This is a genomic window from Pseudomonas shiyinii, from assembly GCF_056725765.1.
This window is the reverse complement of the sequence record NZ_CM161522.1, coordinates 1,786,475-1,811,784: the sequence shown is the minus strand read 5'-3', so window position 1 is coordinate 1,811,784 and position 25,310 is coordinate 1,786,475. Positions and strand designations below refer to the sequence as shown.

General features: G+C 61.1%; 23 protein-coding genes and 1 tRNA gene. 10 read left to right on the top strand and 14 right to left on the bottom strand.

Going from position 1 to position 25,310, the window contains the following annotated elements; translation table 11 throughout:
* The first annotated feature begins 152 nt into the window (after positions 1 to 152).
* A complete protein-coding gene (locus ACXHGZ_RS08435; RefSeq protein WP_480463293.1) occupies positions 153 to 3,395 on the top strand; it encodes a DEAD/DEAH box helicase in 3,243 nt (1,080 codons plus the stop codon).
* A gap of 765 nt (positions 3,396 to 4,160) precedes the next feature.
* On the opposite strand, the gene ACXHGZ_RS08430 is transcribed toward ACXHGZ_RS08435, so the two are convergent.
* A complete protein-coding gene (locus ACXHGZ_RS08430; protein WP_480463291.1) occupies positions 4,161 to 5,126 on the bottom strand; it encodes a fimbrial protein in 966 nt (321 codons plus the stop codon).
* Between the two features lie 326 nt (positions 5,127 to 5,452).
* Positions 5,453 to 6,409, bottom strand: a complete 957-nt coding sequence (locus tag ACXHGZ_RS08425; RefSeq protein ID WP_480463289.1) for a fimbrial protein — start codon at positions 6,407 to 6,409, stop codon at positions 5,453 to 5,455.
* A 370-nt stretch (positions 6,410 to 6,779) separates the two neighbouring features.
* On the opposite strand from ACXHGZ_RS08425, the gene ACXHGZ_RS08420 reads away from it, so the two are divergent.
* Positions 6,780 to 7,157, top strand: a complete 378-nt coding sequence (locus tag ACXHGZ_RS08420) for a type 1 fimbrial protein (RefSeq protein WP_480463287.1) — start codon at positions 6,780 to 6,782, stop codon at positions 7,155 to 7,157.
* Positions 7,158 to 7,371: 214 nt separating this feature from the next.
* Positions 7,372 to 8,283 carry an FKBP-type peptidyl-prolyl cis-trans isomerase gene (locus tag ACXHGZ_RS08415; protein WP_480463286.1) on the top strand — a complete coding sequence of 304 codons (912 nt, stop codon included), beginning with the start codon at positions 7,372 to 7,374 and terminating at the stop codon, positions 8,281 to 8,283.
* Positions 8,284 to 8,364: 81 nt separating this feature from the next.
* Here the strand turns inward: ACXHGZ_RS08415 and ACXHGZ_RS08410 are convergent, their stop codons facing one another.
* Positions 8,365 to 9,315 carry a LysR family transcriptional regulator gene (locus ACXHGZ_RS08410; protein WP_480463285.1) on the bottom strand — a complete coding sequence of 317 codons (951 nt, stop codon included), beginning with the start codon at positions 9,313 to 9,315 and terminating at the stop codon, positions 8,365 to 8,367.
* A gap of 145 nt (positions 9,316 to 9,460) precedes the next feature.
* On the opposite strand from ACXHGZ_RS08410, the gene ACXHGZ_RS08405 reads away from it, so the two are divergent.
* From ACXHGZ_RS08405 to ACXHGZ_RS08390, 4 genes are all read left to right on the top strand, one after another.
* On the top strand, positions 9,461 to 10,636 hold the full coding sequence (locus ACXHGZ_RS08405) for a M20 aminoacylase family protein (RefSeq protein ID WP_480463284.1): 1,176 nt from the start codon (positions 9,461 to 9,463) through the stop codon (positions 10,634 to 10,636).
* A gap of 25 nt (positions 10,637 to 10,661) precedes the next feature.
* Positions 10,662 to 11,978, top strand: a complete 1,317-nt coding sequence (locus ACXHGZ_RS08400; protein ID WP_480463282.1) for an MFS transporter — start codon at positions 10,662 to 10,664, stop codon at positions 11,976 to 11,978.
* A gap of 100 nt (positions 11,979 to 12,078) precedes the next feature.
* Positions 12,079 to 13,425 (top strand): OprD family porin, encoded by a 1,347-nt coding sequence (locus tag ACXHGZ_RS08395; protein ID WP_480463280.1) that lies wholly within the window; start codon positions 12,079 to 12,081, stop codon positions 13,423 to 13,425.
* A 141-nt stretch (positions 13,426 to 13,566) separates the two neighbouring features.
* Positions 13,567 to 14,505 carry a rhodanese-like domain-containing protein gene (locus ACXHGZ_RS08390; RefSeq protein WP_480463278.1) on the top strand — a complete coding sequence of 313 codons (939 nt, stop codon included), beginning with the start codon at positions 13,567 to 13,569 and terminating at the stop codon, positions 14,503 to 14,505.
* 286 nt (positions 14,506 to 14,791) lie between these two features.
* On the opposite strand, the gene ACXHGZ_RS08385 is transcribed toward ACXHGZ_RS08390, so the two are convergent.
* From ACXHGZ_RS08385 to thrS, 9 genes are all read right to left on the bottom strand, one after another.
* Positions 14,792 to 14,868: transfer RNA gene (locus tag ACXHGZ_RS08385), tRNA-Pro, on the bottom strand.
* An 84-nt stretch (positions 14,869 to 14,952) separates the two neighbouring features.
* On the bottom strand, positions 14,953 to 15,309 hold the full coding sequence (locus ACXHGZ_RS08380) for a MerR family transcriptional regulator (protein WP_043213594.1): 357 nt from the start codon (positions 15,307 to 15,309) through the stop codon (positions 14,953 to 14,955).
* On the bottom strand, positions 15,290 to 15,592 hold the full coding sequence (gene ihfA / locus ACXHGZ_RS08375) for an integration host factor subunit alpha (RefSeq protein ID WP_003250679.1): 303 nt from the start codon (positions 15,590 to 15,592) through the stop codon (positions 15,290 to 15,292). The genes ACXHGZ_RS08380 and ihfA overlap by 20 nt, the downstream gene beginning before the upstream one ends.
* 3 nt (positions 15,593 to 15,595) lie before the next feature.
* Entirely contained in the window at positions 15,596 to 17,977 is a 2,382-nt protein-coding gene (pheT, locus tag ACXHGZ_RS08370; protein WP_480463276.1) for a phenylalanine--tRNA ligase subunit beta, read from the bottom strand.
* Positions 17,978 to 18,008: 31 nt separating this feature from the next.
* Complete coding sequence (gene pheS / locus ACXHGZ_RS08365) at positions 18,009 to 19,025, bottom strand: phenylalanine--tRNA ligase subunit alpha (protein WP_480463275.1); 1,017 nt, start codon at positions 19,023 to 19,025, stop codon at positions 18,009 to 18,011.
* A gap of 111 nt (positions 19,026 to 19,136) precedes the next feature.
* Positions 19,137 to 19,493: a 50S ribosomal protein L20 gene (gene rplT / locus ACXHGZ_RS08360; RefSeq protein ID WP_003250671.1), complete on the bottom strand. Its 357-nt coding sequence runs from the start codon at positions 19,491 to 19,493 to the stop codon at positions 19,137 to 19,139.
* Between the two features lie 28 nt (positions 19,494 to 19,521).
* Positions 19,522 to 19,716 carry a 50S ribosomal protein L35 gene (gene rpmI / locus ACXHGZ_RS08355; protein ID WP_003250667.1) on the bottom strand — a complete coding sequence of 65 codons (195 nt, stop codon included), beginning with the start codon at positions 19,714 to 19,716 and terminating at the stop codon, positions 19,522 to 19,524.
* 60 nt (positions 19,717 to 19,776) lie between these two features.
* Complete coding sequence (infC, locus tag ACXHGZ_RS08350; RefSeq protein ID WP_172402975.1) at positions 19,777 to 20,328, bottom strand: translation initiation factor IF-3; 552 nt, start codon at positions 20,326 to 20,328, stop codon at positions 19,777 to 19,779.
* Complete coding sequence (thrS, locus tag ACXHGZ_RS08345; protein WP_480463274.1) at positions 20,328 to 22,250, bottom strand: threonine--tRNA ligase; 1,923 nt, start codon at positions 22,248 to 22,250, stop codon at positions 20,328 to 20,330. The genes infC and thrS overlap by 1 nt, the downstream gene beginning before the upstream one ends.
* Positions 22,251 to 22,587: 337 nt before the next feature.
* On the opposite strand from thrS, the gene ACXHGZ_RS08340 reads away from it, so the two are divergent.
* Both ACXHGZ_RS08340 and ACXHGZ_RS08335 read left to right on the top strand, forming a co-directional pair.
* On the top strand, positions 22,588 to 22,890 hold the full coding sequence (locus tag ACXHGZ_RS08340; protein ID WP_480463273.1) for a hypothetical protein: 303 nt from the start codon (positions 22,588 to 22,590) through the stop codon (positions 22,888 to 22,890).
* A gap of 161 nt (positions 22,891 to 23,051) precedes the next feature.
* On the top strand, positions 23,052 to 23,264 hold the full coding sequence (locus ACXHGZ_RS08335) for a cold-shock protein (protein ID WP_023379795.1): 213 nt from the start codon (positions 23,052 to 23,054) through the stop codon (positions 23,262 to 23,264).
* 148 nt (positions 23,265 to 23,412) lie between these two features.
* Here the strand turns inward: ACXHGZ_RS08335 and ACXHGZ_RS08330 are convergent, their stop codons facing one another.
* The gene (locus ACXHGZ_RS08330; RefSeq protein WP_480463271.1) at positions 23,413 to 23,736 is read right to left on the bottom strand and encodes an I78 family peptidase inhibitor; all 324 of its coding nucleotides are present in this window, start codon (positions 23,734 to 23,736) and stop codon (positions 23,413 to 23,415) included.
* A gap of 263 nt (positions 23,737 to 23,999) precedes the next feature.
* Here ACXHGZ_RS08330 and ACXHGZ_RS08325 point away from each other — a divergent pair, with 263 nt between their 5' ends.
* Complete coding sequence (locus ACXHGZ_RS08325; RefSeq protein WP_084855592.1) at positions 24,000 to 24,212, top strand: hypothetical protein; 213 nt, start codon at positions 24,000 to 24,002, stop codon at positions 24,210 to 24,212.
* Here the strand turns inward: ACXHGZ_RS08325 and ACXHGZ_RS08320 are convergent.
* Complete coding sequence (locus ACXHGZ_RS08320; RefSeq protein WP_480463270.1) at positions 24,184 to 25,191, bottom strand: nucleoside hydrolase; 1,008 nt, start codon at positions 25,189 to 25,191, stop codon at positions 24,184 to 24,186. The two genes, ACXHGZ_RS08325 and ACXHGZ_RS08320, sit on opposite strands and share 29 nt — an antisense overlap.
* Positions 25,192 to 25,310 lie beyond the last annotated feature (119 nt).

The following is a 25,310-nucleotide window of genomic DNA, read 5'->3' as shown; positions in this document are numbered from 1 at the left end:
GGTGAGCATTCACACATCTTCGCAACACCGCTGATGGACGTACCTAGCCCAGGCTACCGCCCGCCGCTTTCCTTTCCTCCAGCCGCAAACCACTTGAGTTTCCTGATAGGCTTGCCCAAAGGACCCAGCCCCACAAGTTTTCAAGGACGTAGATGAACCCGCCAAGCATCGTGCGTTACTGGCACGCGGTCGAGCTGCTGCAACCGCAAGCCGTTCCCAAGCTGAAGAAGCGCGACTCCGATTACCAGCCCTATTTCCAGGACATCCCCAGCGCTGCCCGCATGCTGCCGTGGATGCCGATGAACGCCCTGGCTCGGCAGACGCTGCCCAAGAACCGGGTTTGGAGCCACACGCTCTATGCACACCTGTACCGCAATGTGGATGTGGCGCGCCAGTTGGAGGCGCTCTACGGTGCCGACGAAGGCTACAAGGAGCCTCAAGAACGCGTCTCCGGCCTCTATGCGCTCAAGTTCAGCGCCGAAGGGACGATGATCGCCGACAGCCTGGTGCTGTCCAGCGAAGCCTGGTTTCTGGGCTGCGCGCTCAACGGCCAGGACTGGAGCCGCGGGTTCGATGAAGCCCAAGACGAAGCACGGGGCCAGGCCAAGATGTTGCTGGGCGGCGTGGTCACGCCCGACGATCTCGAGCGGATGACGAATTGGATACGTATATTCCTGGGCCTGGATACCTTCTTCGGCGATGCCCCGCGCAAGCACCGCTTCCGCTCCGCCCCCATCAACCCCAAGAAACCGGAACAGGAAGACGACCCGCTCAACAGCTTCCTGCTGGCCGACCTCGCGGACGTTGCCGATGCCCTGCAGCGTGGCGAGACCAGCGAGCCGCTGGCACGCTACCTCGATCAGCACGACGCCAGCCAGCGTCTGCACCTTGACCATCCCGAGGCATCGGCCGCCTTGATCGACCGTCTCGCACCCTCGCGCTACGCGCCGGGCTGCTGGCCCACCGAGCGGCACCTGGGCCTGGTGCATTCGCAGCAACTGGCGGTCAACAGCATTCTCGAGACCCTTACCGAGCAACCCGGCGTACTTGGGGTGAACGGGCCACCTGGAACGGGCAAGACCACCCTCCTGCGCGACCTGATCGCCGCCGTGGTGACCCAGCGCGCCGACGTGCTGGCCACGTTCGGCAAAGCCTCCGACGCCTTCGTCAAGGACGGTCGCGAGCTCGCCAACGACGGCGGCCGCGAGCGTGCTGCCTACGCATTGGTTCCACAGCTGTTCGGCTTCGAGATGGTGGTCGCCTCCGCCAACAATGGTGCGGTCGAGAACGTCACGCTCGAACTCCCCCAGCGCGACAAGGTCGACCCTTCATGGCTGCCGGGAGCCGAGTATTTCAGCGAACTGGGCGAACTCACCAGCGACAAGCCCGCCTGGGGCATGGTCTCCGCTGCCTTGGGCAGCAAGGCCAAACGCACCCAGTTCGTCGAGCGGTTCTTCTATGGCAAGCGACCGCCCAAACCCGAAAGCAAACCCAAGGAAGCCGCCGCTGTCGATACCGAGGCCCAGGCGCTCGACGACGACCTGTACATCAGCGCCCCCGATGTCGAGGACAACGAAGCTAACGTTCCGACAGCCCCCACGGAACCTGAGGGCTTGCGCGGCTGGCTGATGCAGCAGGCGGCCGTCAACAAGACATTGAGCAGCGCCGAAAAGGCCAGTCGTTGGCGCGAGGCTGTTGCCAGGTACAACGAAGCCAAGCGTGAGGAACAGGCGCTACGGGCCCCACTCATGCCTCTTCTCGGACTCATCGAAGCCGTGCAACGTGCCAAGGCCGCCGTTGTGCAAAAGGAACAGGCGAGGCAGCAACACCTGGCCAAGCAGCAGGCGCTTGAAGCCGAACAGGTCGAGCTGGATACGAAGACCGTCATTCCCGCTCGCGAAGCGTTGCAGCTACAGCTCCAGGCCCTGCAGGCCCACCTGGCGAAGAAGCCCGGCTGGCTGGCCAACCTCCTGAGCTTCTGGGGCGCGCATCGCAGCTGGGCCGGCCAACATCGCCTGCTTGCCAGTAGCCATACCCTGGCCAACGACGCCTATGAAGCAGCCCAGCGCTCGCTACAACGCCTCGTTGCGCAGCTCAACGAACTGCAACGGCAGTTGGTCATGGATGAACAGGACATCAATGAAGCGGTTCGCCACGCGCAGCTGCAGATCGACAAGACCAGAGCCCTGGCCCTGGCCGGGAAGGCCAAGCACCTGGAAGCCTGGCTGGACCAAGGTACGATCGACCGCAGCGACACGATCGAACTGCGCGAACCCTGGATCCTGCAAGGCTGGCGGCAAGCCCGGGCCAAGGTCTTCATCGAAGCCCTCGCCCTGCACCGCACGTTCTTCCAGCTGGAAGCCACACGCCTCGGCTCCAACCTTAGCTTCATTACCAGCGTACTCACCGGTGGCCGTTACAAGGGCGTTTCCCGCAACCTGATACGCTCGGTCTGGGCGTCGCTGTTCTTGGTAGTGCCGGTGCTGAGCAGCACCTTCGCCTCGTTCGCCCGCTCGTTCGGCAGCCTCGGCTGCAGCGACATCGGCTGGCTGCTGGTGGACGAAGCCGGCCAGGCCACCCCCCAAGCCGTCGTCGGCGCCTTGTGGCGTGCACGCCGCGCGGTGCTGGTGGGCGACCCGCTACAACTCAAGCCGATCGTCACCGTCTCAGACGCCGTGCTCGAACACATGCGTACCCGCTACCAGGTGGATACCCATTGGCTCCCCAACCGCCAGTCCGCCCAGACCCTCGCCGACCAGGCCACCCCCTGGGGACGCCTGGCCGGCCCCCACGGGCAGAAATGCTGGGTAGGCCTGCCGCTGGTCGTTCACCGTCGCTGCGACAAGCCCATGTTCGACCTAGCCAACCGTATCGCCTACGATGGCGCCATGGTCTACGGCACCATTGCCCCCTCGCCAGACAAAGAGCCCCCTGCCCGCCTCGCAACCGGTTGGCTGCATGTCACAGGCGGCGCCTCGGGCAACTGGGTGCCGGCAGAAGGCAAAGCTCTGGAGCAGTTGCTCGCGCTGCTGGAGCGCGATGGAGTAACGGATGACAACATTGCCGTCATCACGCCGTTCCAGGACGTACGCAACCAGCTCAAGGAGCGACTGCCACGCAAGATGGTGAGTGGCACCATCCATACCATGCAGGGCAAGGAAGCTGCGGTGATCATCCTGGTGCTAGGCGGCAACAACGAGAACGGCGGTGCACGCAATTGGGCAGTGTCGGAGCCCAACCTGCTGAACGTCGCGGCCACGCGGGCCAAGCGGCGGTTGTATGTGATCGGGGATCGGGCGGACTGGCAGAATCGGCAGTTGTTTTGCGATGTGATGGATTTGCTGCCAGCACATCCGCCTGCGGTTGTAGCTGCTGGCGGCGGTACGCCGGCGTGATTGGGTTAAAGGGGACGGACAGCAAGCAACTCAACGTCAAGAAATCCGCGCCTTTCCCTCGACAGTCGCACTCAACCGCAGAACGACTGCTCGGAAAACGAGCGGCCTTGTGCCGCGAAAGGGCCGCAAAGCGGCCCCGCGATACAATCCGATCACCGCTCTCTCCAGCCTGCCCCCACCTAAACACCTTCACCCCCACAAGAACAAACGCCCCCAGCATCAGCCGGAGGCGCTTGAAAACCCAGGTGTTCGCCGCTCAACACCAACCAGGGCAACCAAACCGACCTACGCAACCCTACGCAGATCTCTGCCCGTAGCCTGGCCAGCCCTCGTCAGTGAAAAACGGCGAACCAGATGAAGCCTAGGAGGCCGCTCAGCCCACCTCAATACCAACCCGAGGGGGGATATAGCATTTCGGAAACATCCTACGCATGTAGAAGAAAAGCCGTACGCGACCTTCCCGATATCCGCCCCAAGGCGCTCGACCCCGGAAGATTGAGTAGCGCTACAGCATGATGAATGTGCAGCCCTCACCATTCCAGGTGGTTGAAATCGAAGAACTCCATCAATGTGTGAGACAAAATAGGGACCGCGACCATGATCAAAGGTAGCACTAAAAGATATAAAAATTTGCTTTCATCCTTCTTGCCATTGTGCAAATTTACTAGCCGCACGCAGAGTTTTGCTAGCAGCGCTAGCGATAATGCAACCAAGAGAGAGAACGCAATGCACATGCTGTCACCTCATTAGCGTGCTGACCGATAACTATAGATAACTCATGATGAAGGTCACCTCGGTATTGGCGGAGCCAGCTTTAAGCGACTCGGTGCCGAGACGATAATAATTAGCAATCAAGGGAATCAGGAAGTTCCCGCCACTGGTGTTGTAGCCACTGAAATTGCGCGGCGTGTTCAAAGGTACAGGCACGCCGTTTGCGTCCTTGATCTGCAAGCCGATACCTCGGGCAGTCGATGTCGTATTAAGCCCGACGACACCTTGAGCAGAGTCGATGACCGGGGTAAGCGCCTGGAGTTGGTAATTGACCTTGGTGAGTCCTTGGGGGCAGTTGTTCAGCTTGAGGTTGAAGGGCACTTCACGAGTGGTAGAACCTGGGCCGCCGAAGTCGAACAATTTGTAGTCGTCGCCCATGGCCACCGCTACATCCGGTGTCTCGCAGGAGCCGACTACGATATTGATATCACGACCGAGCACGAGATCCACGATTCTTCTCGGGCCGTATCTCACAAGACCTAAATCGCCTGCACCGATGACTTTATTAGCCGTCAACGGGCCAGTCTTGTAGATCTCCAGGATTATGTCGCCTTCAAGTTTGTAACTGCCCGCCTTGAGTGGAGCCAGTGAGCCGATATAGGAACCGCCACTCAGCAAGCCCGTCTTTATTCGAAACGAAAGACCGGATTTGCCGAGGGGAAACTCTTCTACTGGCGTCGTCGGGGCTGGGCCAAGCCTGGGGGCTAATTCGAGCCCCCACAGTTCTTGGCTTGTGCATTCGAATTCACTGAGAGGAATGGTCTGGGTTTCGCTGTAAACCAGCGTCCCATCCGGTGCATTAGGCGGAATCGTGAGATTGGCAGGTACGGCATAGGTTACGTAGCGCGTAGAGTGCCCGAAACATATGGCTTGTGCTGTATCAACGCCCCCTAGCACTACCGCCAGGACACTGAAGATGCGAATGGCTAGTTTGCCCCCGGGTAATTTGCCCTGGCTCATGCTACTTGTACCCTCCTACAGGCCTGTCGCTTCTCCTCGTTGCGCAACAGATTGAAAGCGCTCTGAAAAAGGGTTTAAAGCCTATTGAAAAGTGGTCACCCTCCCAATCAGACAAGTCTCAATACGTGTGCCTTTCATCGCTTATCAGCGCCGAACGCGACAGCGCATCGCATGCGCGGGCTCGTTGGCTCCGTGTCCCCTATTGGATGCGAGCAGTCATTCAGCAGCATGCGATCCACTGCCTCCTGAAGCATGACGATGCTCCGGGGGAAACAGCGTCGCGCTCGTTGGCACACGCCTCGCCCGTTCGCATAGAGCTTTTGGAGCTACAGGTAACTCATGATGAAAGTGACTTCGGTATTGGCAGAGCCGGGTCTAAGTGACTCAGTGGCCAAGCGGTAGTAACTGGCCGTGAACGGGATAAGGAAATTGCCACCAGCGGTGTCGTAGCCGGTGAAGGTGCGCGGTGTATTTAGAGGCACAGGCTGGCCATTCGCATCCTTGATTTGCAGCCCAATGCCCACGGCAGACGATGTTGCGTTCAGCCCAACGACCCCTTGGGCAGCGTCAATCACGGGTGTGAGCGCCTGCAGTTGGTAATTGACCTTGGTAATTCCACTAGGACAGTTACTGAGCTTGATGTTGAAAGGTATCGCACGGGTGGTGGAGCCTGGGTCACCGAAGTCGACTAGCTCGTAGTCGTCGCCCATAGCCACATTCACATCCGGCGACTCGCAGGAGAGGGCCACTACATTGATGTTCAGGCCAAGCGCGATATTAGCGATGTTCTGGTAGCCGAATTTCACAACACCCAGGTCGCCGGCACGAACGACTCCGCTAGGCGCAAGAGCACCACGCTTGTAGATTTCTAGGATCATCTCGTCTCGAAGATAGTAATCGCCCCATTTGAGCGGGGCCAGAGACGCGAGATAGCCCATACCACCTCCCAGCCCTACCTTTATTCGGAAGGACAGTCCGGAAACACCGATGGGGAAATCTATGGTCTTCGACGTGGGAGATGGACCTCGCCCAGAGGCCAAATCCAACCCCCAGAGTTCTTGGGTAGTGCATTCAAAATTGCTCTTAGGGAGGGTTTTCGTCTCGCTGTAGAGCAAGGTCCCATCCGGCACATCGCGCGGTATTGTGAGGTTTTCGGGTCCGGAATAGGAGATGAAGCGCGTGGGGTCTCCGAAACATATCGCTTGGGCAAGTTCCACCTTACCGAGCAGGATCGCTGCAACACCCAAGGCTAGTTTGCCGAGAGACGAAGTACCATGACTCATGCTGCTTTTGCTCCCCAACGGGCCCACGCTCTGTCATCGCTCAGCGCTTTAAGAACACTCTAAAATGCGCCACAACCCTAGAGGCAGCTGCCGCCCTCCCACATCAGACGAACCTTATTCCACCTCGGCGGACGCCGGGACAGACGCGCTCGCCGCTAAACGCTCTCAACCGATCCGTTTAGAGGGCACATCGATTCGCAGCGCTTCATGACTACTTTTAGCTGGGGCAGGCTGTACGCACAGATCGCCTAGCTATGCAGCCAATCGCCTTTGCACCTGCAAACTTATCGCCCCCGCAATAAGATAATTCTTAAGAACCCGAAAATTCGGTCGATACTCAAGACGAGGCAATTTCTCGAGGAGATTGGTCATGAACGGCAAGTTTCCGGTAGTGCTCACAATAGCAATGCTGAGCGCGTTTCCGCTGACCCAGGCAGAAACACGCGTGGGGGCTGGTGTCATCCGCTTTACCGGTCACGTAGTTGAGTCGCCCTGTAGAACCTCGTCCGACTCCACCGGTTGGCGCATGGAGGCTTGTCCCATTCCCTCCCGTCACATTGATGTCAGTGTGCAGCAAGTCCGATCCCAATTGTCGCTCAGCTCAACGGACTTCACACCGGTGCAGGCTAAGTTAGTCGTCAGCCGAACGACCGAAAGCCGCTACTTCGATCAGCAATACACCTTGGTGGACCGCGCTGGCAAACCAATAACCACCGGCAATTATCTCGTTACGGTGTCCATGCCCTGAGTGACCGAGGGCGTCCCTTGTATCGCGACGCCCTTTGCCTGCAACACCCTAGAAAATAGGATTCATCCTATTCTTCAGTCCACAACACCCATGACCTAATACCTCAGGCGAGTGCAAACTTTTGCCTCTAGCAGGAAAAGTTGCACGCCATCCGCGCTCAATCTAGCAACGCAGCTTTTCTACTCTTAGAAACTGCCAAGGATTCACATGAGCGATGGGAAAGTACTTAAGCGCCGCCATTTTTTGCCTAACATTGCTGCATCATGCAGTCGCTGCCTCTAACGAGGACGCACACTTCACTCCTGCCCAGCAGAAGGAGTACGCTCGCATCGTCGACCTGCGCAAGCAGCTTGACGATGCACTTGAGCAGCGAAATGGCCTGATGGACACACTGGCCGATTTGGAACAGCGGGCTACCCAGTTGGTAACGGCGAATCTGCAGCTTGCGGACCGCCAAGCAGCACTATTGGCTGCTCAAGGGCAGCACACGTCCGCTGACGCGGCAAGACAGTTTGTCTTGAGTGATGAGACATCGAACGATGCTCGTGCCAGCTATGTAATGGGCGCGCGCTATGCGGAAAGAGCGTCTCTCGAAACCGAACAACTCGCCTCCGTTGGGAAGAAATTGGACCTTCTCGCGCTCACCCAAGGATTCAACGACCACTTACACGCCCAGATGCAGTTGCCCAAGGATCAGGTTTCCGCAGAGCTCTCCAGCATCGACCTGCAGTTAGAAGAGGTGAATCGCGCCAGAGCTCAAAAGCACCGTCAGGCATTGCTATCAGCTGCCGCTAAGGAAAAAGGCGCGCTCGCATTGCCGGGAGGCGTGATCTATCGAATTCTCGATAAAGGCAAGGCGCCTACGGTGACTGATCAGAGCGACATCTTGTTCGAGTTCGATGAACAGCTCGGAACAGGCGAGATTTTAGCTAGCCGGGAGTCGAGGAACAGCAAGGTGAAACGCTTACCGCCACCGTTTCGAACAATACTCAAACAGCTTGGGCTCGGTGGCTCGGCTAAAATTCATATCCCTATAGACACAGCTGATGATGAACGAGCCGCTCCCAGAGGTATTCCCCCCGGCAACCTCTCAATCGTCACCATCAAGGTAATCGGCATCAAGTAGCTCACCCTCACACTATTGGCCTGCTACCAACATGACTGTCAGGCACAGGCGGAATCGGCACCTGCCTGCCTTGCAGCCAACTTAGAAACTCAGCCGTAGCATCCCGGCCAGTTGCCGATCATCGGCATTGCGTGATCGGCTGCATGCCTTCAGGGCTTGTCGCAGACAACGCACCAAGCAGAGCGCAGCCGGGTCCAGGGCTTGGTCGCGCAGATGGATCACGCTGATCTCTCCCTCGCCCAGCGGCTCGTCCAATGCCAACGCCTGCGCCTTGCCGCGAAGCGGCTCGCACAACAGCATCGGCCCGGGCGAATAGCCGAGCATGCCGGCGTCCACGATCAGGCTGCTGAGCATGGCGCTGGACTGGGCGCAGACGATACGCCCCGGCTCGATAGTCAGGCCATGGCGGCCGAACAGCTGATGCATCAGCGCATGCTGCCCGGCCTGGGTGAAGTTCATGACCCACTCCTGCTCCAGCAACTGGCCGAGCGACCGCGCGCCCTGCATCGGGTGTCCGATACGCGCCAGCACATGCATCGGGTAATGGGCCAGCACCTGGTGGCTGAACTCCTGCCCTGGCAAGCCCCCCATCGGCCCCAAGGCGAACTGCATCTGCCCATTGCGCAGCAGTGCCAGGCTGACCGCCTGCAGGCCTTCGTACAGCTCCAGCTGAACCGTTGGCATCTCCTGGCGGAAGGCTTGTAGCGCCGCACCCAACAAGGTCTGCCCGAACCACGGCGTGATGCCTACGCACAAGCGGGTCGGTGCCTCGCCACGCAGGCTCGCCAGGTCGCGCTGGGCCTTTTCCAGCTGGCTGGCGATCTGCCGCGCGTGAGGGAGCAAGGTCAGGCCCGCGCTGGCCAGGCGCGCACCGCCTGCATGGCGGGCCAGCAACGGCAGCCCCTGCTCCTCTTCCAGCTCACGCAAGGCGCGGGTGACCGCGGCCTGGGACAAGCCCAGGGCGCGTGCAGCCGACCGGATGCCGCCGTGGTCGGCGACCGCGATCAAAGCCTGTAGCTGATGCAGCTTCACGAAAAGCCTCCCACCTGAACACCAAGGGTCGTCATGACAACATTTTTGCGGCTTATGTCCTACCGCCGCTGGCGCTAGGTTAGAGCACGAGGCCAAGGCCGCCAACGGGCCAGCAGTGTCGCCTCGCAGACCAGGAAAGCACAACATGAACAACACCTGTATCGCCCCCGGCATCGCTGCCATCATCCCCGCCATGGTCGAGCTGCGCCGCGCGATCCATCGCGAGCCTGAATTGGGCTTCGAAGAGTTCGCCACCTGCGCTCGCGTCATCAGCCATCTGCGTCAATGGGGCTACGAGGTACACCAAGGCATGGCGGGTACCGCGGTAGTCGCCACTCTGCGCAACGGTACGGGCCCGACACTGGGCTTGCGCGCCGAGCTCGATGCCTTGCCCATCGAAGAGCAAAGCGGCCGCCCCTGGGCCAGCACCGTGCCTGGCAAGATGCACGCCTGCGGCCATGATGGGCATACCGCGATGCTACTGGCCGCCGCCTGCGAGTTGGCCCGCGAACGTCACTGGCGTGGCACCCTGCACCTGTTCTTCCAGCCCGCCGAAGAAGGCCATGGCGGCTCAGGCGCCAAGCGTATGCTCGATGAAGGGGTCTTCGAGCGCTTTCCCTGCGATGCGGTTTACGCCCTGCACAACTCCCCCGGCATGCCGTTAGGCATGTTCGGCGTACTCGCCGGGCCGCGCATGGCGTCCACCGACAGCGTGACCATCGTCATCCAAGGCATCGGAGGCCACGGTGCCATGCCGGACAAGGCGATCGACCCTGTGGTGATCGGCGCATCGCTGGTGCTGGCGCTACAGACCATCGTCTCGCGCAACGTCCCCCCCAGCGAGACGGCAATTATCACCGTGGGCGCTTTCCTGGCTGGCGACGCCGCCAATGTGATTCCCGGCCAAGCCGAGCTGCGCCTGAGCGTACGCACGCTCGACCCGGCCGTGCGCGACCTCCTGCGCAAGCGCATCCAGGCTCTCGCCGAACACCACGCACTTAGTTATGGGGGCACCGCCACGGTGCGCTTCGGCGAAGGTTACCCGGTGCTGCTCAACGACCACGAGGCCACTCGGCTGGCCGAAACAGTCATACGCGAGTGGCTTGGCGACGAGGGGTTGGCGTCGGGCCAAAAACCAATCTGCGCAAGCGATGACTTCGCTTTCTGGTTGGAGCGCGTGCCGGGTTGCTATTTGCTGATCGGCAATGGTGACGGCTACGGCAGCTGCGAAGTGCACAACCCCGGCTATGACTTCAACGACCTGGCACTCCCCCTTGGCGCAACCTTCTGGGTGCGCCTGGCACAGCGCTTCCTGGCCTGACGGCCACCGAAAGAGAGCAACGACGATGACAACAAGAACAACACACTTCGCCACCGACACCAGCACCACACAACCCAGCAGACGCCGGGCAATCGCCGCCATCTGCGTGGGTAATGCCCTGGAGTTCTACGACTTTCTGGTCTACAGCCTGCTGGCCACGCTCATGGCCAGGCTGTTCTTCCCTTTCAGCGACCACCCACTGATCCCATTGATGCTATCACTGGCCGTGTTCGGCACCGGCTTCGTCATGCGCCCGCTGGGCGGCCTGGTGATCGGCCTGTACGCCGACCGCGTCGGGCGCAAGGCGGCCATGCGCCTGACCTTGTGGCTGATGGCAATCGGCTCGCTGATGTTCACCGTGGCGCCCACCTATGCCCAGGCCGGACTGCTCGGTCCTGCCATAGTGATCGCCGCCAGGCTCTTGCAGGGCTTCGCCGTTGGTGGACAGATCGGTACGTCGACCACCATGCTCATGGAATATGCCGACAAGCACTCGCGCGGCTACTACTGCAGTTGGCAGACCTTCAGCCAGAGCCTCGGCATCTGCCTGGGTGCACTGATGGTCACGCTGCTGAGCAATCTGCTCAGCCCGCAGGCCATGGACAGTTGGGGCTGGCGCGTGATCTTCGCCATCGGCATCCTGGCGATCCCCGTCAGCGAGTACATTCGCCACCGCCTGGAGGAAACCCATGCCCACCGCCAGGCCTCGCGCAGCCGCGCATCGGCGTCCCAAGGCAAACAGCTGACCCAACTGCTGCAACATCCGCGGCAGATGCTGGCGGGCGTGCTGCTGGTGATCGGTGCCACGGTGCCGATCTACACCATCCAGTTCTACTTGGCCAACCATGCCATCGGCGTGCTCGGCATGCCCCTGGCCAGCGGCACCTGGGCGGCGATCGTCGCCTGCCTGCCCCCCTTGCTGCTATCGGCCCATGCCGGGCGCTTGAGTGACCGCATCGGCAGGCGCAAGGCGATCTTCTGGCCCCTGCCCATCCTGCTGCTGGCAATCTACCCAGCCTTCCTGGTACTCAACCAGCACCCCAGCCTGCCCATGCTGCTGACCGTGGTGTTCGTGCTGAGCATCCCGCTGACCTACACCATCGTGCCCAACCTGGCGATCCTGCCGGAGCTGTTCCCCACGCGCATCCGCGCCAGCGGCATGTCCCTTGCCTACTGCATCGGCGTGGCCCTGTTCGGCGGCTTCGCCCAGTTCTTCGCCGCTGGCCTGGTCGGCCTCACCGGCAACACCAATGCTCCAGCGTTCTACATCATCGCGGCAATCCTGCTGTCGCTGGTCGGCCTGAAGCTGGCACCGGAAACCGCCGGCAAAGACCTCGACTGATAACACCGGCTCACGGACGAGCCCTCTCCTTTCTACGACCACAGGCCTATGGCCTGCGGCACCCGGCTGCGCCCAGAACAAGAACAACAGGTAAACCTCGATGCTCCATCGCCATGCCACACTGCTGTGCAGCGCCCTGCTGGCCACCGACGCCCTGGCTGAACCCCATGGCCTCGTCGAAGACAGCCAGCTGGAGCTGCGCAACCGCAACTTCTATTTCAACCGCGACTTTCGCAACGGTGCCAGCAACGGCCAGGGCGACAATGCCGCCCGGCCTGCCAACCAACGCAACGGGTACCGCGAGGAATGGGCCCATGGTGTCATGCTTGGCCTGACCTCGGGCTTTACCCAGGGCACCCTGGGCCTGGGCCTCGATGCCCATGCCCAGCTCGGCCTCAAGCTCGACAGCGGCCCCGGACGTACCGGGACCCTGCTGCTGCCGATCAGCCATGACCGCCAACGCAACGCAGAGGTGGCAGACGACTACAGCAACGCCGGTGCCGCGCTGAAGGCACGCGGGCTCGGCGGCGAGTTGAAGTGGGGCCAGATGCGTACCTCGACGCCGGTGTTCACCACCGCCGACAGCCGCCTTCTGCCCGAGATGGCCACCGGTTTGTACCTGCGCCACGATGCGGTACCTGGACTGCTGCTCGAAATGGGGCACTTCACCGCCTATCGCGATTTTACGTCGAACAACGCAGACGACAGCCTGCGCACCCGCTATTCCGATGTAGAAGTACGCAGCCTGGACTTTCTCGGTGCCACTTACCAAGTCAACGACACCTTACGCCTCAAGCTCTTTCATGCCCGGGCCGAGGACAACTGGTTGCAGCACTACGTCAACCTCAACCAGGACGTGCCTTTTTCCTCCGCCAGCGGCCTGAACGTCGACTTGCATTTGTACCGCAGCGACGACACCGGCCGCGCCCTGTCAGGTCGGGTGAACAACACCAGCTGGAGCCTAGCGACCGCCTGGCGATATGGTGCCCACCGCGTGACCCTGGCGTACCAACAGATCGATGGCGATACCCCTTTCGATTATGTCGGCGGGTTGTCCATCGACTTGGCCAACTCGGTGCAGATATCCGACTTCAACGCCCCCGGCATGAAGTCCCGCCAGGTGAGGTATGACCTGAATCTGGCGGGGTATGGCGCCCCCGGGTTGAGTTTCATGACCCGCTACGTCACCGGTAGCAGCGCCAGCGACGCACATTGGCGGCCGGAACCGCACTACGCCGGCGGCCCACTGTCGAGCTATGGGGAGTACGACGGCGCTCGCTGGCACGAACTGGACCTGGAGCTGCGTTACGTGGTGCAACAAGGCCTGGCCCGGGACCTTTCCATGCGCACCCGCGTCGCCAACTACCGCGGCAATCGCGAGGCACAGGTCGACTTGCAAGACATCAACGAGGTGCGGTTGATCATCGAATACCCGCTGACACTCTGATCCGAACCTAGGCTGCGGCAGGGTGTACTGCCGCTCTTCAGACCTGCGCCTGTCGATCTGCTATAGCCGTTCGGTACGATGATCATGCCGAGCGAGATACACTAGCGGCCGCCCTGAGATGCCGCTGGAAACCATGACGACATGGAATTGATCGACACGCTACGCCCATTGCTCACCGAGCACGCACAAGCCTTCTTGTTCCTGAACGTGCTGTTGGAACAGGCAGGCCTGCCTATTCCCGCCTATCCGGCACTGGTGGTCGCCGGAACGGTTTCACAAACGGCAGAGGCCAACAGCATCGCCAGCACCTTCGCCCTTGCAGTTCTTGCCTGCATGCTTGCCGATACTGCATGGTTCCTGGTGGGGCGCCGGCGGGGCGCCTGGTTGATGCGCACGGTTTGCCGCATCTCCCTTTCCCCCGACAACTGCATCCGCAAGAGCACCGACCTTTACCAGCACCTGGGGCCACGCCTATTGCTGGTCGCCAAGTTCCTGCCTGGCGCGGGGGCACTCACCACCGTGATGGCGGGAACGGCCGGCACCACGCTGGGAACGTTCTTGCTTTACGACCTCACCGGCTCGGCCATTTGGGTCGCCAGTGCCTTGATGATGGGCATTGTGTTCGAGGACGCCGTTACCCTCTTGCTGGATGCACTCAGCCTTTACGTGATGCCAGGCATCCTGCTCCTGCTCTGCTGCTTTATCGCGTTTCTCGCTTGGAAGTGGATACGCCGTGCAAGCCTTATCCGACGCAGCCAGCGGGTCCCGCGCCTACAGGTCGAAGAACTCAAGGCCATGCAATCCCAAGGTTTGCCATTTGTGCTGGTGGATGTGCGCCCTGAGACCGAACGAGCCTCTCTCATACCCGGCTCGGTCAAGTTGTCGCTCGATGCCAAGCCCCGAGAGTTGGCCAAGTTACCTGCCGACGCTTCAGTCATTGTCTATTGCGACTGCCCGAGCGAGATCTCGGCGGCTTACCTGGCCGAACGGCTACGCGCGCTCGGCCACCCGAGTGTATATGCATTGCAAGGGGGCTATACCGCCTGGTCCGAGCGAGACGACGACACCCGGTCCCGTTGAACAGCACGCTCGCCTTCAGGCGATATAGTTTCTCTTGAACAATGGGGTCTCAGCGTTTATTTGCCATTAACGGGTCATCGGACGACCCGTTGCATCCTCTGACAGGCGAAGGTAGCCCGCGCAGATTGGCCCCCTGCGATCCAGGTGTCGATGATTAACACCGTGTGAACTAGGAAGCTTACATTCAGCGGGGGTAAAAGGTGGGGTAAAAATAGACATCGACATCTATCGATCGACCATAAAAAAATCCAGACACTCGTAAGTATCTGGATTTCTTAGGGATTTTTGGTCGGGACGGAGTGATTCGAACACTCGACCCCTTGCACCCCATGCAAGTGCGCTACCGGGCTGCGCTACGCCCCGACATCATTCTCGATGTTGCTGAGAACGGTGAAGAATTTACCCTAACCTTTTGAATAATGGAAGCTTTTTTTCAAAAAAATCAGGTCACTTCTTCAACACCACCAGCACATCCTCCAACTCCGCAATCATCTGCCGAATCAGTTGCTTGTACTGGGTAGTGTCATCCTTGGCTTCATCACTGGAGAGGCGCAATCGCGCACCGCCGATGGTGAAGCCCTGGTCATACAGCAGCGCGCGGATCTGGCGGATCATCAGCACGTCTTGGCGCTGGTAATACCGCCGGTTGCCGCGGCGCTTGACCGGGTTGAGTTGCGGGAACTCCTGTTCCCAATAACGCAGCACGTGCGGTTTTACCGCACAGAGCTCACTGACCTCACCGATGGTGAAGTAGCGCTTGCCCGGAATGGGGGGCAGCTCGTCGTTATGGCTTGGTTCCAGCATAGGCCTCAACCCGGGCTTTCAGTTTCTGCCCTGGACGAAAGGTGACGACACGGCGAGCGGTGATCGGGATCTCTTCCCCCGTTTTGGGGTTGCGGCCCGGCCGCTGGCGTTTGTCGCGAAGGTCGAAGTTGCCGAAACCGGACAGCTTGACCTGCTCGTTCTCTTCAAGTGCGTGCCGAATTTCTTCGAAAAACAGCTCGACCAGCTCCTTGGCCTCTCTCTTGTTGAGCCCCAGCTCCTCGTACAGCCTTTCGGCCATCTCAGCTTTCGTCAGAGCACCCATACGCTATTTCCTTAACGTGGTGTTCAACCTTTGTTCAAGCGAGGTGAGGATGTTTTGCAGGGTAGTGTTCACCTCATCGTCGTTAAGAGTGCGCGATGGATGCTGCCAGGTCAAGCCGACGGCCAGGCTTTTTCTATCAGGATCAATGCCTTTACCCTGGTAGACGTCAAACAGCCTGAGGTCTGTGAGCCATTCGCCCGCATTGTCACGAATTACTTCAAGCACCGAGCTAGAAGCTACATCACGTCCTGCGATCAACGCCAGGTCACGCCTCACTTCCGGGAACTTGGACAGTTCGCTGAATTTCGGCAGGCGGCCTTCGACCACGTCGCCCAGTACCAGCTCGAAGACGAACACCGGGCGCTCCAGGCCCAGGGTCTTGGCCAGCTCTGGGTGGATGGCGCCGAGGTAGCCGACTTCCTTGCCGTCGCGCTCGATGCGGGCGGTCTGGCCAGGATGCAGAGCTGGGTGGTTGCCAGCGACGAAGGTGAAGTCGCCCAGGGCACCCGAGTAGCCCAGCAGGGCTTCGACATCGGCCTTCACATCGAAGAAATCGATGTTGTCGCGGCCGTTGGCCCAGCCTTCCGGCAGGCGGCTGCCGGTGGCGACGCCGGCGATCATCGGCTGCTGCTTGAGGTCGCCCAGCTGGCCGACGAAGCGCAGGCCGCTTTCGAACAGGCGTACGCGGTCCTGCTGGCGGTTGAGGTTGTGCTGCAGCGCCTTGACCAGGCCCGGCCACAGGGACGCGCGCATCGCGGCCATGTCGCTGGAGATGGGGTTGGCCAGCAGCAGCGGCTCGACGCCTGGGGTGAACAGCTCGAACAGTTTCGGGTCGATGAAGCTGTAGGTGATGGCTTCCTGGTAGCCACGGGCGACCAGCAGGCGGCGCAGGGTCGGCAGCTCGCCACGGGACTCCGGACGGGCCTGGGGAGCCAGGCGGGCCTGCGGGTAGCGTACCGGCAGGTTGTTGTAGCCGTACAGGCGGGCCAGTTCTTCGATCAGGTCGACTTCCAGGCTGATATCGAAGCGGTGGCTGGGGACTTCGACGGTCCACTGCCCTGCTCCGCTGGCGCTGGTTTTCAGTTCCAGGGCATTGAGCAGCTGCTCGACCTGGGCAGCGTCCATGTCCATGCCGAGCATCTGGTTGATGCGTTCGGCGCGCAGGGTGACCGGCGCGACCTTGGGCAGGTGCAGCTCGCTCACGGCCTCGACGATGGGGCCGGCTTCGCCGCCGACGATTTCCAGTACCAGTGCGGTGGCGCGCTCCATGGCTTCACGGGCCAGCTGCGAGTCGACGCCGCGCTCGTAGCGGTGCGAGGCATCGGTGTGCAGGCCGTAGGAACGGGCCTTGCCAGCCACGGAAATCGGCTCGAAGAAGGCGCTTTCCAGGAACAGGTCGCGGGTCTTCTCGGTGTTCACACCGCTGTGCTCGCCCCCCATGACGCCGGCGATGGCCAGGGCGCGGGTGTGGTCGGCGATGACCAAGGTGTCGGCACGCAGGGCGACTTCCTGACCGTCCAGCAGAACGAGCTTCTCGCCCTCCTCGGCCATGCGTACGCGGATGCCGCCATTGATTTCGGCGAGGTCGAAGGCATGCATCGGCTGGCCAAGTTCGAGCATCACGTAGTTGGTGATGTCGACGGCCGCGTCGATGCTGCGCACGTCGCTGCGGCGCAGACGCTCGACCATCCACAGCGGGGTCGGCTTGCTCAGGTCGACGTTGCGGATCACGCGGCCCAGATAGCGCGGGCAAGCAGCCGGGGCCGAAACTTCGACCGGGCGCACTTCGTCGTGAGCGGCCGGCACGGCCGGCACCACCGGGCGGGTGACCGGGGTGTCGTACAGGGCGCTGACGTCACGAGCCAGGCCCGCGATGGACAGGCAGTCGCCGCGGTTCGGGGTCAGGCCGATCTCGATGCTGGCGTCGTCCAGGTTCAGGTAGGCGCGAATGTCTTCGCCGACGGGGGCGTCAGCTGCCAGCTCCAGCAGACCGTCGTTCTCTTCGCTGATCTGCAGCTCTGCAGCCGAGCACAGCATGCCGAAGGACTCGACGCCACGCAGCTTGGCCTTCTTGATCTTGAAGTCGCCTGGCAGTTCGGCGCCGATCATGGCGAACGGGATCTTGATGCCAGGGCGTGCGTTCGGGGCGCCGCAGACGACCTGGAAGGTTTCCTGGCCGTTGCTCACCTGACACACACGCAGCTTGTCGGCGTCCGGGTGTTGTTCGGTGGTGAGGATCTCGCCCACCACGATGCCGCTGAACTGGCCGGCAGCAGGGGTTACGCTGTCGACTTCGAGGCCGGCCATGGACAGGCGGGCGACCAGTTCGTCACGGGAGACTTGCGGGTTGACCCAACCGCGCAGCCACTGTTCACTGAATTTCATGCTGTTCTCCTAGAAAGTGCGTCGATCGGGCCTAGCGGAATTGGGCGAGGAACCGCAGGTCGTTGTCGAAGAACAGACGCAAATCGTTGACGCCATAGCGCAGCATGGCCAGGCGCTCGGCGCCCATGCCGAAGGCGAAGCCCTGGAATTCTTCAGGGTCGATGCCAGACATGCGCAGCACGTTCGGGTGCACCATGCCGCAGCCCATGACCTCGAGCCAGCCGGTCTGCTTGCACACGCGGCAGCCTTTGCCGGAGCACATCACGCACTCCATGTCGACTTCGGCAGACGGCTCGGTGAAGGGGAAGAACGACGGACGGAAGCGCACCGCCAGCTCTTTTTCGAAGAACACCCGCAGGAATTCCTCGATGGTGCCCTTGAGGTCGGCGAAGTTGATGCCGCGGTCGACCAGCAGGCCTTCGACCTGGTGGAACATCGGCGAATGGGTGATATCCGAGTCGCAGCGGTACACGCGGCCCGGGCAGACAATGCGGATCGGCGGCTGGCTGGACTCCATGGTCCGCACCTGCACCGGCGAGGTGTGGGTGCGCAGCAGCATGTTGGCATTGAAGTAGAAGGTGTCGTGCATCGCCCGGGCCGGGTGGTGGCCGGGGATGTTGAGCGCTTCGAAGTTGTGGTAGTCGTCTTCGACCTCAGGGCCTTCGGCGATGCCGTAGCCGATGTGGGTGAAGAACTGCTCGATGCGCTCGAGAGTACGGGTGATCGGGTGCAGCCCACCGGTGGTCTGGCCACGGCCTGGCAGGGTCACGTCGATGCATTCGGCGGCCAGGCGAGCGTTGAGCTCGGCTTCTTCGAAGGCGGCCTTGCGTGCGTTGAGCACGTCGGTGACGCGTTCCTTGGCGTCGTTGATCAGCGCGCCGACCTTGGGGCGCTCCTCGGCTGGCAGGTTGCCCAGGGTCTTCATCACCTGGGTCAGCTCGCCCTTCTTGCCGAGGAATTGGACCCGGATCTGTTCCAGGGCAGTGATGTCTTCAGCGCGTTCCACGGCCTCGAGGGCTTGGGCAACCAGCGCGTCCAGGTTTTCCATGTACAGACTCCAGATACGAAAATAGGGGAAGAGCTTTTGAAGGCTCTTCCCCTATCAATGACGTTTTACACCCGACGGCGCACAGCGCCGCCGGATGATTGTCGTGGGTACTTAAGCCAGGACGGCTTTAGCTTTCTCGACAATCGCAGCAAACGCCGCTTTTTCGTTCACTGCCAGGTCGGCCAGAACCTTGCGGTCGATTTCGATCGACGCCTTTTTCAGGCCAGCAATCAGACGGCTGTAGGACAGACCGTTGGTGCGGGCACCGGCGTTGATACGAGCGATCCACAGAGCGCGGAACTGACGCTTCTTCTGGCGACGGTCACGGTAGGCGTATTGGCCAGCCTTGATGACCGCTTGCTTGGCAACGCGGAATACGCGCGAACGCGCACCGTAGTAGCCTTTAGCCAGTTTCAGAATTTTCTTGTGACGCTTACGAGCGATGACGCCACGCTTTACACGAGCCATGAGTAACTTCCTCTATCGTTGACCAGAATTAACGTACGCGCAGCATGCGCTCGACTTTTGCCACGTCAGACGGGTGCAGCAGGCTGGCACCGCGCAGTTGACGCTTACGCTTGGTCGACATTTTGGTCAGGATGTGGCTTTTGAAAGCGTGCTTGTGCTTGAAGCCGGAAGCGGTTTTCAGGAAACGCTTCGCAGCACCGCTCTTGGTTTTCATCTTTGGCATGTTGGAACTCCGCATTCGATAAAATTACACATAATCATCAGGCCTGCCGTGCCCGGGAGATTACTTCTTCTTTTTGGGGGCGATGACCATCATAAGCTGGCGTCCTTCCATCTTCGGATGCTGCTCAACGGTGCCGTATTCAGCGAGGTCGGCTTCGACCCGCTTCAACAGCTCCATGCCCAGCTCCTGGTGGGCCATCTCACGGCCGCGGAATCTCAGAGAGATCTTGGCCTTGTCCCCATCGCTAAGGAAACGTACCAGGTTGCGTAGTTTTACCTGGTAATCCCCTTCTTCCGTCCCTGGACGAAACTTGATTTCTTTGATCTGGATCTGCTTCTGGTTCTTCTTGGCCTCGGAAGCCTGCTTCTTCTTCTCGAAGAGGTGCTTGCCGTAGTCCATCACCTTGCAGACAGGCGGTTGCGCGTCTGCAGAGATCTCCACCAGATCCAGCTTCGCTTCATCAGCGATACGCAGCGCTTCATCAATCGAGACGATGCCAATCTGCTCGCCGTCAGCGCCAATTAACCGAACCTCGCGTGCCGAGATATTCTCGTTGATCGGGGCTTTCGGTGCAGTTCGTTTATCGTTTCTCATTTCACGCTTAATAGTCATTACTCCGATTCTAGGCGACCGCGCTGAGCCACGGCTTCAGCGAGCAGTTGGGTGAATTGGGAGACGGGCATGGAGCCCAGGTCTTTGCCATCACGGGTACGCACTGCAACGGTCTGCGTTTCGACTTCGCGGTCCCCTATAACCAGAAGGTATGGGACCTTGAGCAAAGTATGCTCGCGGATTTTAAAGCCGATCTTCTCATTTCTCAAGTCGGACTTGGCACGGAAACCGCTTCCGTTCAGCGTTTTTTCCACCTCGAGTGCGAAATCGGCTTGTTTGTCGGTGATGTTCATGATCACCGCCTGGGTGGGCGCCAGCCACGCCGGGAACACGCCCGCGTAGTGCTCGATCAGCATGCCGATGAAGCGCTCGAAGGACCCGAGGATAGCACGGTGCAGCATGACCGGGCGCTTGCGGTTGTTGTCTTCGGCAATGTAGCTGGCATCCAGACGCTCAGGCAGGTTCGGGTCGTACTGCAGGGTACCGCACTGCCAGTTACGGCCGAGGCAGTCGCGCAGGGTGAACTCGATCTTCGGGCCGTAGAAGGCGCCCTCGCCCGGCTGGTATTCCCACTCCAGGCCCGACTCGTTCAGCGCATCGGCCAGGGCGCCTTCGGCGCGGTCCCACAGCTCTTCGGAGCCCACGCGCTTGGCGGGACGGGTGGAGAGCTTCATGGCGATGTCGGTAAAGCCGAAGTCCTTGTAGACGTCCAGGGTCAGCTTGATGAAGTCGGCGGCCTCCTTCTTCACCTGGTCTTCGGTGCAGAAGATGTGCGCGTCGTCCTGCACGAAGCCACGCACGCGCATGATGCCGTGCAGGGCGCCGGACGGCTCGTTGCGGTGGCAGGCACCGAACTCGGCCAGGCGCAGCGGCAGGTCGCGGTACGATTTGAGGCCCTGGTTGAACACTTGCACGTGGCACGGGCAGTTCATCGGCTTGACCGCGAAATCGCGGCTTTCCGACGAGGTGGTGAACATGTTCTCGGCGTAGTTGGACCAGTGGCCGGAGCGCTCCCAGAGGATGCGGTCGACGACCTGCGGGGTCTTGATTTCCTGGTAGCCGTTCTCACGCTGGACCTTACGCATGTACTGCTCGAGCACCTGGTACACGGTCCAGCCGTTGGCATGCCAGAACACCATGCCCGGAGCTTCTTCCTGCAGATGGAAGAGGTCGAGCTGCTTGCCGATCTTGCGGTGGTCGCGCTTCTCGGCTTCCTCGATGCGCTGGATGTAGGCGGCCAGCTGTTTCTTGTCGGCCCAGGCGGTGCCGTACACACGCTGCAGCTGCTCGTTCTTGGCATCGCCGCGCCAGTAGGCGCCGGACAGCTTGGTCAGCTTGAAGGCCTTGAGGAAGCGGGTGTTCGGCACGTGCGGGCCACGGCACATGTCGACGTATTCTTCGTGGTAGTACAGGCCCATGGCCTGCTCGTCGGGCATGTCCTCGACCAGGCGCAGCTTGTAGTCTTCGCCACGACGCTTGAACACATCGATGACTTCGGCGCGCGGGGTCATCTTCTTGACGACGTCGTAGTCCTTGTCGATCAGCTGCTGCATGCGCTGTTCGATGGCGGCCATGTCTTCAGGGGTGAAGGGGCGCTCGTAGGCGATGTCGTAGTAGAAGCCTTCGTCGATCACCGGGCCGATCACCATCTTGGCGGTCGGGTACAACTGCTTCACCGCGTGGCCGACCAGGTGGGCGCACGAGTGGCGAATGATCTCCAGTCCCTCTTCATCTTTAGGGGTGATGATCTGCAGGGTGGCGTCGTTCTCGATCAGGTCGCAGGCGTCGACCAGCTTGCCGTCGACCTTGCCGGCCAGGGTGGCCTTGGCCAGGCCTGCGCCAATGGAGGCGGCGACTTCGGCAACGGTGACGGCCTTGTCGAACGTACGTTGACTGCCATCGGGAAGAGTAATTACGGGCATGGCGCCTCCTCTCCTAGTGGTGACCCCTACCAAAGGTCACATGGGTTGGGATGAGCCAGTACAAGATTCGCCCTGCCTTTCCCGTGGGAAAGCCTGCCTCACAGTGGCAGAGACCTTTCGGCCTGCCAGGGACGAACCAGAGTGACTGGAAAATGATAAATGGGATGCAGGCCGCGTATGGATGCGCTGCAAGCCGAGCATCCTAGCACGCGGCTTGGGCGCCAGGCAGAAATATTTGGAAATTACACCGCTTCGGTGAACTTGTTCGGAAAATTCCACCTCAGAGTCTCTGAAGCATCCTACTCTTGATGAGACTCAACCCAAGGAGTGTGTGGTTATGCGACTTCAGTCTCTTCTGGCGCTGACGGCTGCCAGCGCCCTGCTGCTGCCGCTGGCGGCCCAGGCAGAATGGCCTGCGGGCAAGAAAGGCGCCTACATGGACCAATGTGTCCAGGTGGCCACCGCGCAAGGCGTCGATGCCAAGACGGCCGACCAGCATTGCAAGTGTGGCGCCGACGCCATCGAGAAAAACTTCACCAAGGCGGAAATCGAAGACCTCGACAGCAAGGACGGCGTGGACGCCAAGCTGATGCAGCGGGCCCAGAGCGCCGTGAAACAGGCCTGCGCGCCAAAAGGCTGAGGCCTTTTGGCGGGCGATCTATACATTGTTTGTCGCAGATCAGTATCCTGCGAAGGTAACAGGCGCTAGATGCGCAGAATTAGACTATGATGTGGCCGGTGCTGCGTAGCCTCGGCGACATTGCACCCTCGATAAAAATCATGTTTCTGGAGATTCACCCCATGTCCAATCGCCAAAACGGCACCGTCAAATGGTTCAATGATGAAAAAGGCTACGGCTTCATCACCCCAGCAGGCGGCGGCGACGACCTGTTCGTACACTTCAAGGCCATCGAAACCGACGGCTTCAAGAGCCTGAAAGAAGGCCAGACCGTTTCCTTCGTTGCCGAGCGCGGTCAGAAGGGCATGCAGGCTGCGCAGGTTCGTCCGGAGTAATTCGGATAGAAACGCAAAAAACCCGCCTTCGTGGCGGGTTTTTTGTGGGTGTCATGCTGGTATTGCTGTGGCGGCGAAACTGCCCTATCGCCGGCAAGCCGGCTCCCACAGGTGACGCTGCACCTGAGAAGCAGGCTTCACGGGTTCGCTAGCCGCAGTTGACCCGGGTGACGACACCTTTGTCGTCGACGTTCAGGTTCAGCCGCTCGGAGCGGTACTCCAGGGTGATGACGTCGTGGGGCTTGAGGATGCGCGCCAGCTGCGAGCCGCTGGCCTTGCGGGCCTGCTCGAGCAATTCGGGGGTGGCCTGCTTGCCGAGGGTGAAGTCGGCCGCGCTGGCTTCGCAGCGCCCGCCATTGTCGGCCGGGGTGGTCGGGGCCTTGCCGCCACCGCCCGAGGAACCGCCTGTGCTGCAACCTGCCAGGACTGCAGCCGCCAGCAAGGTCGCCAGGTAAGCACGGGTACGGAACATGAATCCTCCTAATCGATCACGGGAACTGCCTAATGCGACAGTTCCATTCCACGTTTGTTGCAAAACCGGACAAGTCTGCCTGAAGCGAGGCACCCAGGCCAAAAGCCAATCGTGACCGGATTTTGCGACGGATGCCCGGCATGCCACTGTGCGCCCAAGGCCAAGGCATGATTTACTGCTGCAAGCGGAGCGCACCACGCCTCCCTTCGAATGCCAAGGTCAGGTGTTCGACCCACAGCCCGGGCCCGCCACGAGAGCCTTCCATGAGCAGCCACAGCATCGATGCCGACATCAAGGTCAAATGGGCCGAGGGCCAGAGCGCCTACAGCCCCGGTACCCCCGAGGAATTGCTACTGATCGCCATCGACCTGTTGGTGCGCGACCGCGGCAGCGAGGCGGCGCGCAGCTTCATCGAGCAGGTGTTCGAGCGCTACGCACCGCACGCGGCTATCGCAATCGAGCCAGGCGCGCGCTGAGCAGGTCGAAGAAACCCTGGGCGTCGCCTTCGTTCAACCACAAAACGTTGGCAGGTTGCTTGAGCACGCCGTACCAGTCCACCACGGTCTGGCCGAAGGTCGGCCCTTCGCGGCTGTCGACCACCATGTGCGCGCGGCGGCCGCTGAACAGCTCGGGCTCGAGCAGGTAGGCGATGACGCTGGCGTCGTGCACCGGGCCGCCGGGCATGCCGTACAGGTCCATGTCGTGCTTGACGTAGACATTGAGGATATCCACCACGCGCCGGCTGGCCTGGTTGTTGACGGCGGCCAGCTGCTTGAAGCGGGCCTCGCTGGTGATCACCTTGTGAGTGAGGTCCAGGGGCACATACGTGAGCTTCACGCCGCTGGCCAGCACCACTTCGGCGGCATGGGGGTCGGCGTAGAGATTGAACTCGGCCACCGGGGTGATGTTGCCGCCGTTGAAGTGCGCACCGCCCATCACCACCACTTCCTTGATGCCCTTGGCGATCTCGGGCTTCTGGATCAAGGCCAGGGCCAGGTTGGTCTGTGGGCCGAGCATGGCGAGGGTGATGCTGTGGGGCTCGGCGCTGGACAGGGTGTCGACCAGGTACTGCACGGCGTTGCCCTGGGCCAGGCCTTGCCGGGGCTCATGGACCGTGACGCCTTCCAGGCCTTCTTCGCCGTGCACATCGGCAGCGTAGATCGGCTTGCGCACCAGCGGGCGCCCTGCCCCGGCGTAGACTGGGATGTCCTCGCGGCCCGCCCATTCACGGGCCAGGCGGGCGTTGCGCGAGGTCTTGGCCAGGCGCACGTTGCCGGCGACGGTGGTGATGGCGCGGATGTTGAGTTCATCCGGGGAGGCCATGGCCAGGAATAGGGCCACCACGTCGTCGGCGCCGGGGTCGGTGTCGATGATCAGGTCGCGCGGGGCGGCCTGCAGGGGAGCAGTGGCGAGGATGGACATGAGGATGGCTCCTTGTAGCAGGTGCTTTAGCATGAGGCACTCCTTGTTGCCTTTGAGATGTTTTTGGGGCCGCGCTGCGGCCCAATCGCCGGCAAGCCGGCTCCTACCTGTCCTGCGCTGCTTCAAAGACACCGCCCTATCTGTGGGAGCGG

Coding starts and splice junctions, on each gene's coding strand:
- ACXHGZ_RS08340 (WP_480463273.1), top strand. CDS start 22,588: ATGCGACTTCAGTCTCTTCTGGCGCTGACGGCTGCCAGCGCCCTGCTG.
- ACXHGZ_RS08400 (WP_480463282.1), top strand. CDS start 10,662: ATGACAACAAGAACAACACACTTCGCCACCGACACCAGCACCACACAA.
- rplT (WP_003250671.1), bottom strand. CDS start 19,493: ATGGCTCGTGTAAAGCGTGGCGTCATCGCTCGTAAGCGTCACAAGAAA.
- ACXHGZ_RS08415 (WP_480463286.1), top strand. CDS start 7,372: ATGGGAAAGTACTTAAGCGCCGCCATTTTTTGCCTAACATTGCTGCAT.
- ACXHGZ_RS08330 (WP_480463271.1), bottom strand. CDS start 23,736: ATGTTCCGTACCCGTGCTTACCTGGCGACCTTGCTGGCGGCTGCAGTC.
- thrS (WP_480463274.1), bottom strand. CDS start 22,250: ATGCCCGTAATTACTCTTCCCGATGGCAGTCAACGTACGTTCGACAAG.
- ACXHGZ_RS08335 (WP_023379795.1), top strand. CDS start 23,052: ATGTCCAATCGCCAAAACGGCACCGTCAAATGGTTCAATGATGAAAAA.
- ACXHGZ_RS08320 (WP_480463270.1), bottom strand. CDS start 25,191: ATGCTAAAGCACCTGCTACAAGGAGCCATCCTCATGTCCATCCTCGCC.
- ACXHGZ_RS08405 (WP_480463284.1), top strand. CDS start 9,461: ATGAACAACACCTGTATCGCCCCCGGCATCGCTGCCATCATCCCCGCC.
- ACXHGZ_RS08425 (WP_480463289.1), bottom strand. CDS start 6,409: ATGAGTCATGGTACTTCGTCTCTCGGCAAACTAGCCTTGGGTGTTGCA.
- ACXHGZ_RS08390 (WP_480463278.1), top strand. CDS start 13,567: ATGGAATTGATCGACACGCTACGCCCATTGCTCACCGAGCACGCACAA.
- ACXHGZ_RS08325 (WP_084855592.1), top strand. CDS start 24,000: ATGAGCAGCCACAGCATCGATGCCGACATCAAGGTCAAATGGGCCGAG.
- rpmI (WP_003250667.1), bottom strand. CDS start 19,716: ATGCCAAAGATGAAAACCAAGAGCGGTGCTGCGAAGCGTTTCCTGAAA.
- infC (WP_172402975.1), bottom strand. CDS start 20,328: ATGACTATTAAGCGTGAAATGAGAAACGATAAACGAACTGCACCGAAA.
- ACXHGZ_RS08395 (WP_480463280.1), top strand. CDS start 12,079: ATGCTCCATCGCCATGCCACACTGCTGTGCAGCGCCCTGCTGGCCACC.
- ACXHGZ_RS08435 (WP_480463293.1), top strand. CDS start 153: ATGAACCCGCCAAGCATCGTGCGTTACTGGCACGCGGTCGAGCTGCTG.
- pheS (WP_480463275.1), bottom strand. CDS start 19,025: ATGGAAAACCTGGACGCGCTGGTTGCCCAAGCCCTCGAGGCCGTGGAA.
- ACXHGZ_RS08380 (WP_043213594.1), bottom strand. CDS start 15,309: ATGCTGGAACCAAGCCATAACGACGAGCTGCCCCCCATTCCGGGCAAG.
- pheT (WP_480463276.1), bottom strand. CDS start 17,977: ATGAAATTCAGTGAACAGTGGCTGCGCGGTTGGGTCAACCCGCAAGTC.
- ihfA (WP_003250679.1), bottom strand. CDS start 15,592: ATGGGTGCTCTGACGAAAGCTGAGATGGCCGAAAGGCTGTACGAGGAG.
- ACXHGZ_RS08430 (WP_480463291.1), bottom strand. CDS start 5,126: ATGAGCCAGGGCAAATTACCCGGGGGCAAACTAGCCATTCGCATCTTC.
- ACXHGZ_RS08420 (WP_480463287.1), top strand. CDS start 6,780: ATGAACGGCAAGTTTCCGGTAGTGCTCACAATAGCAATGCTGAGCGCG.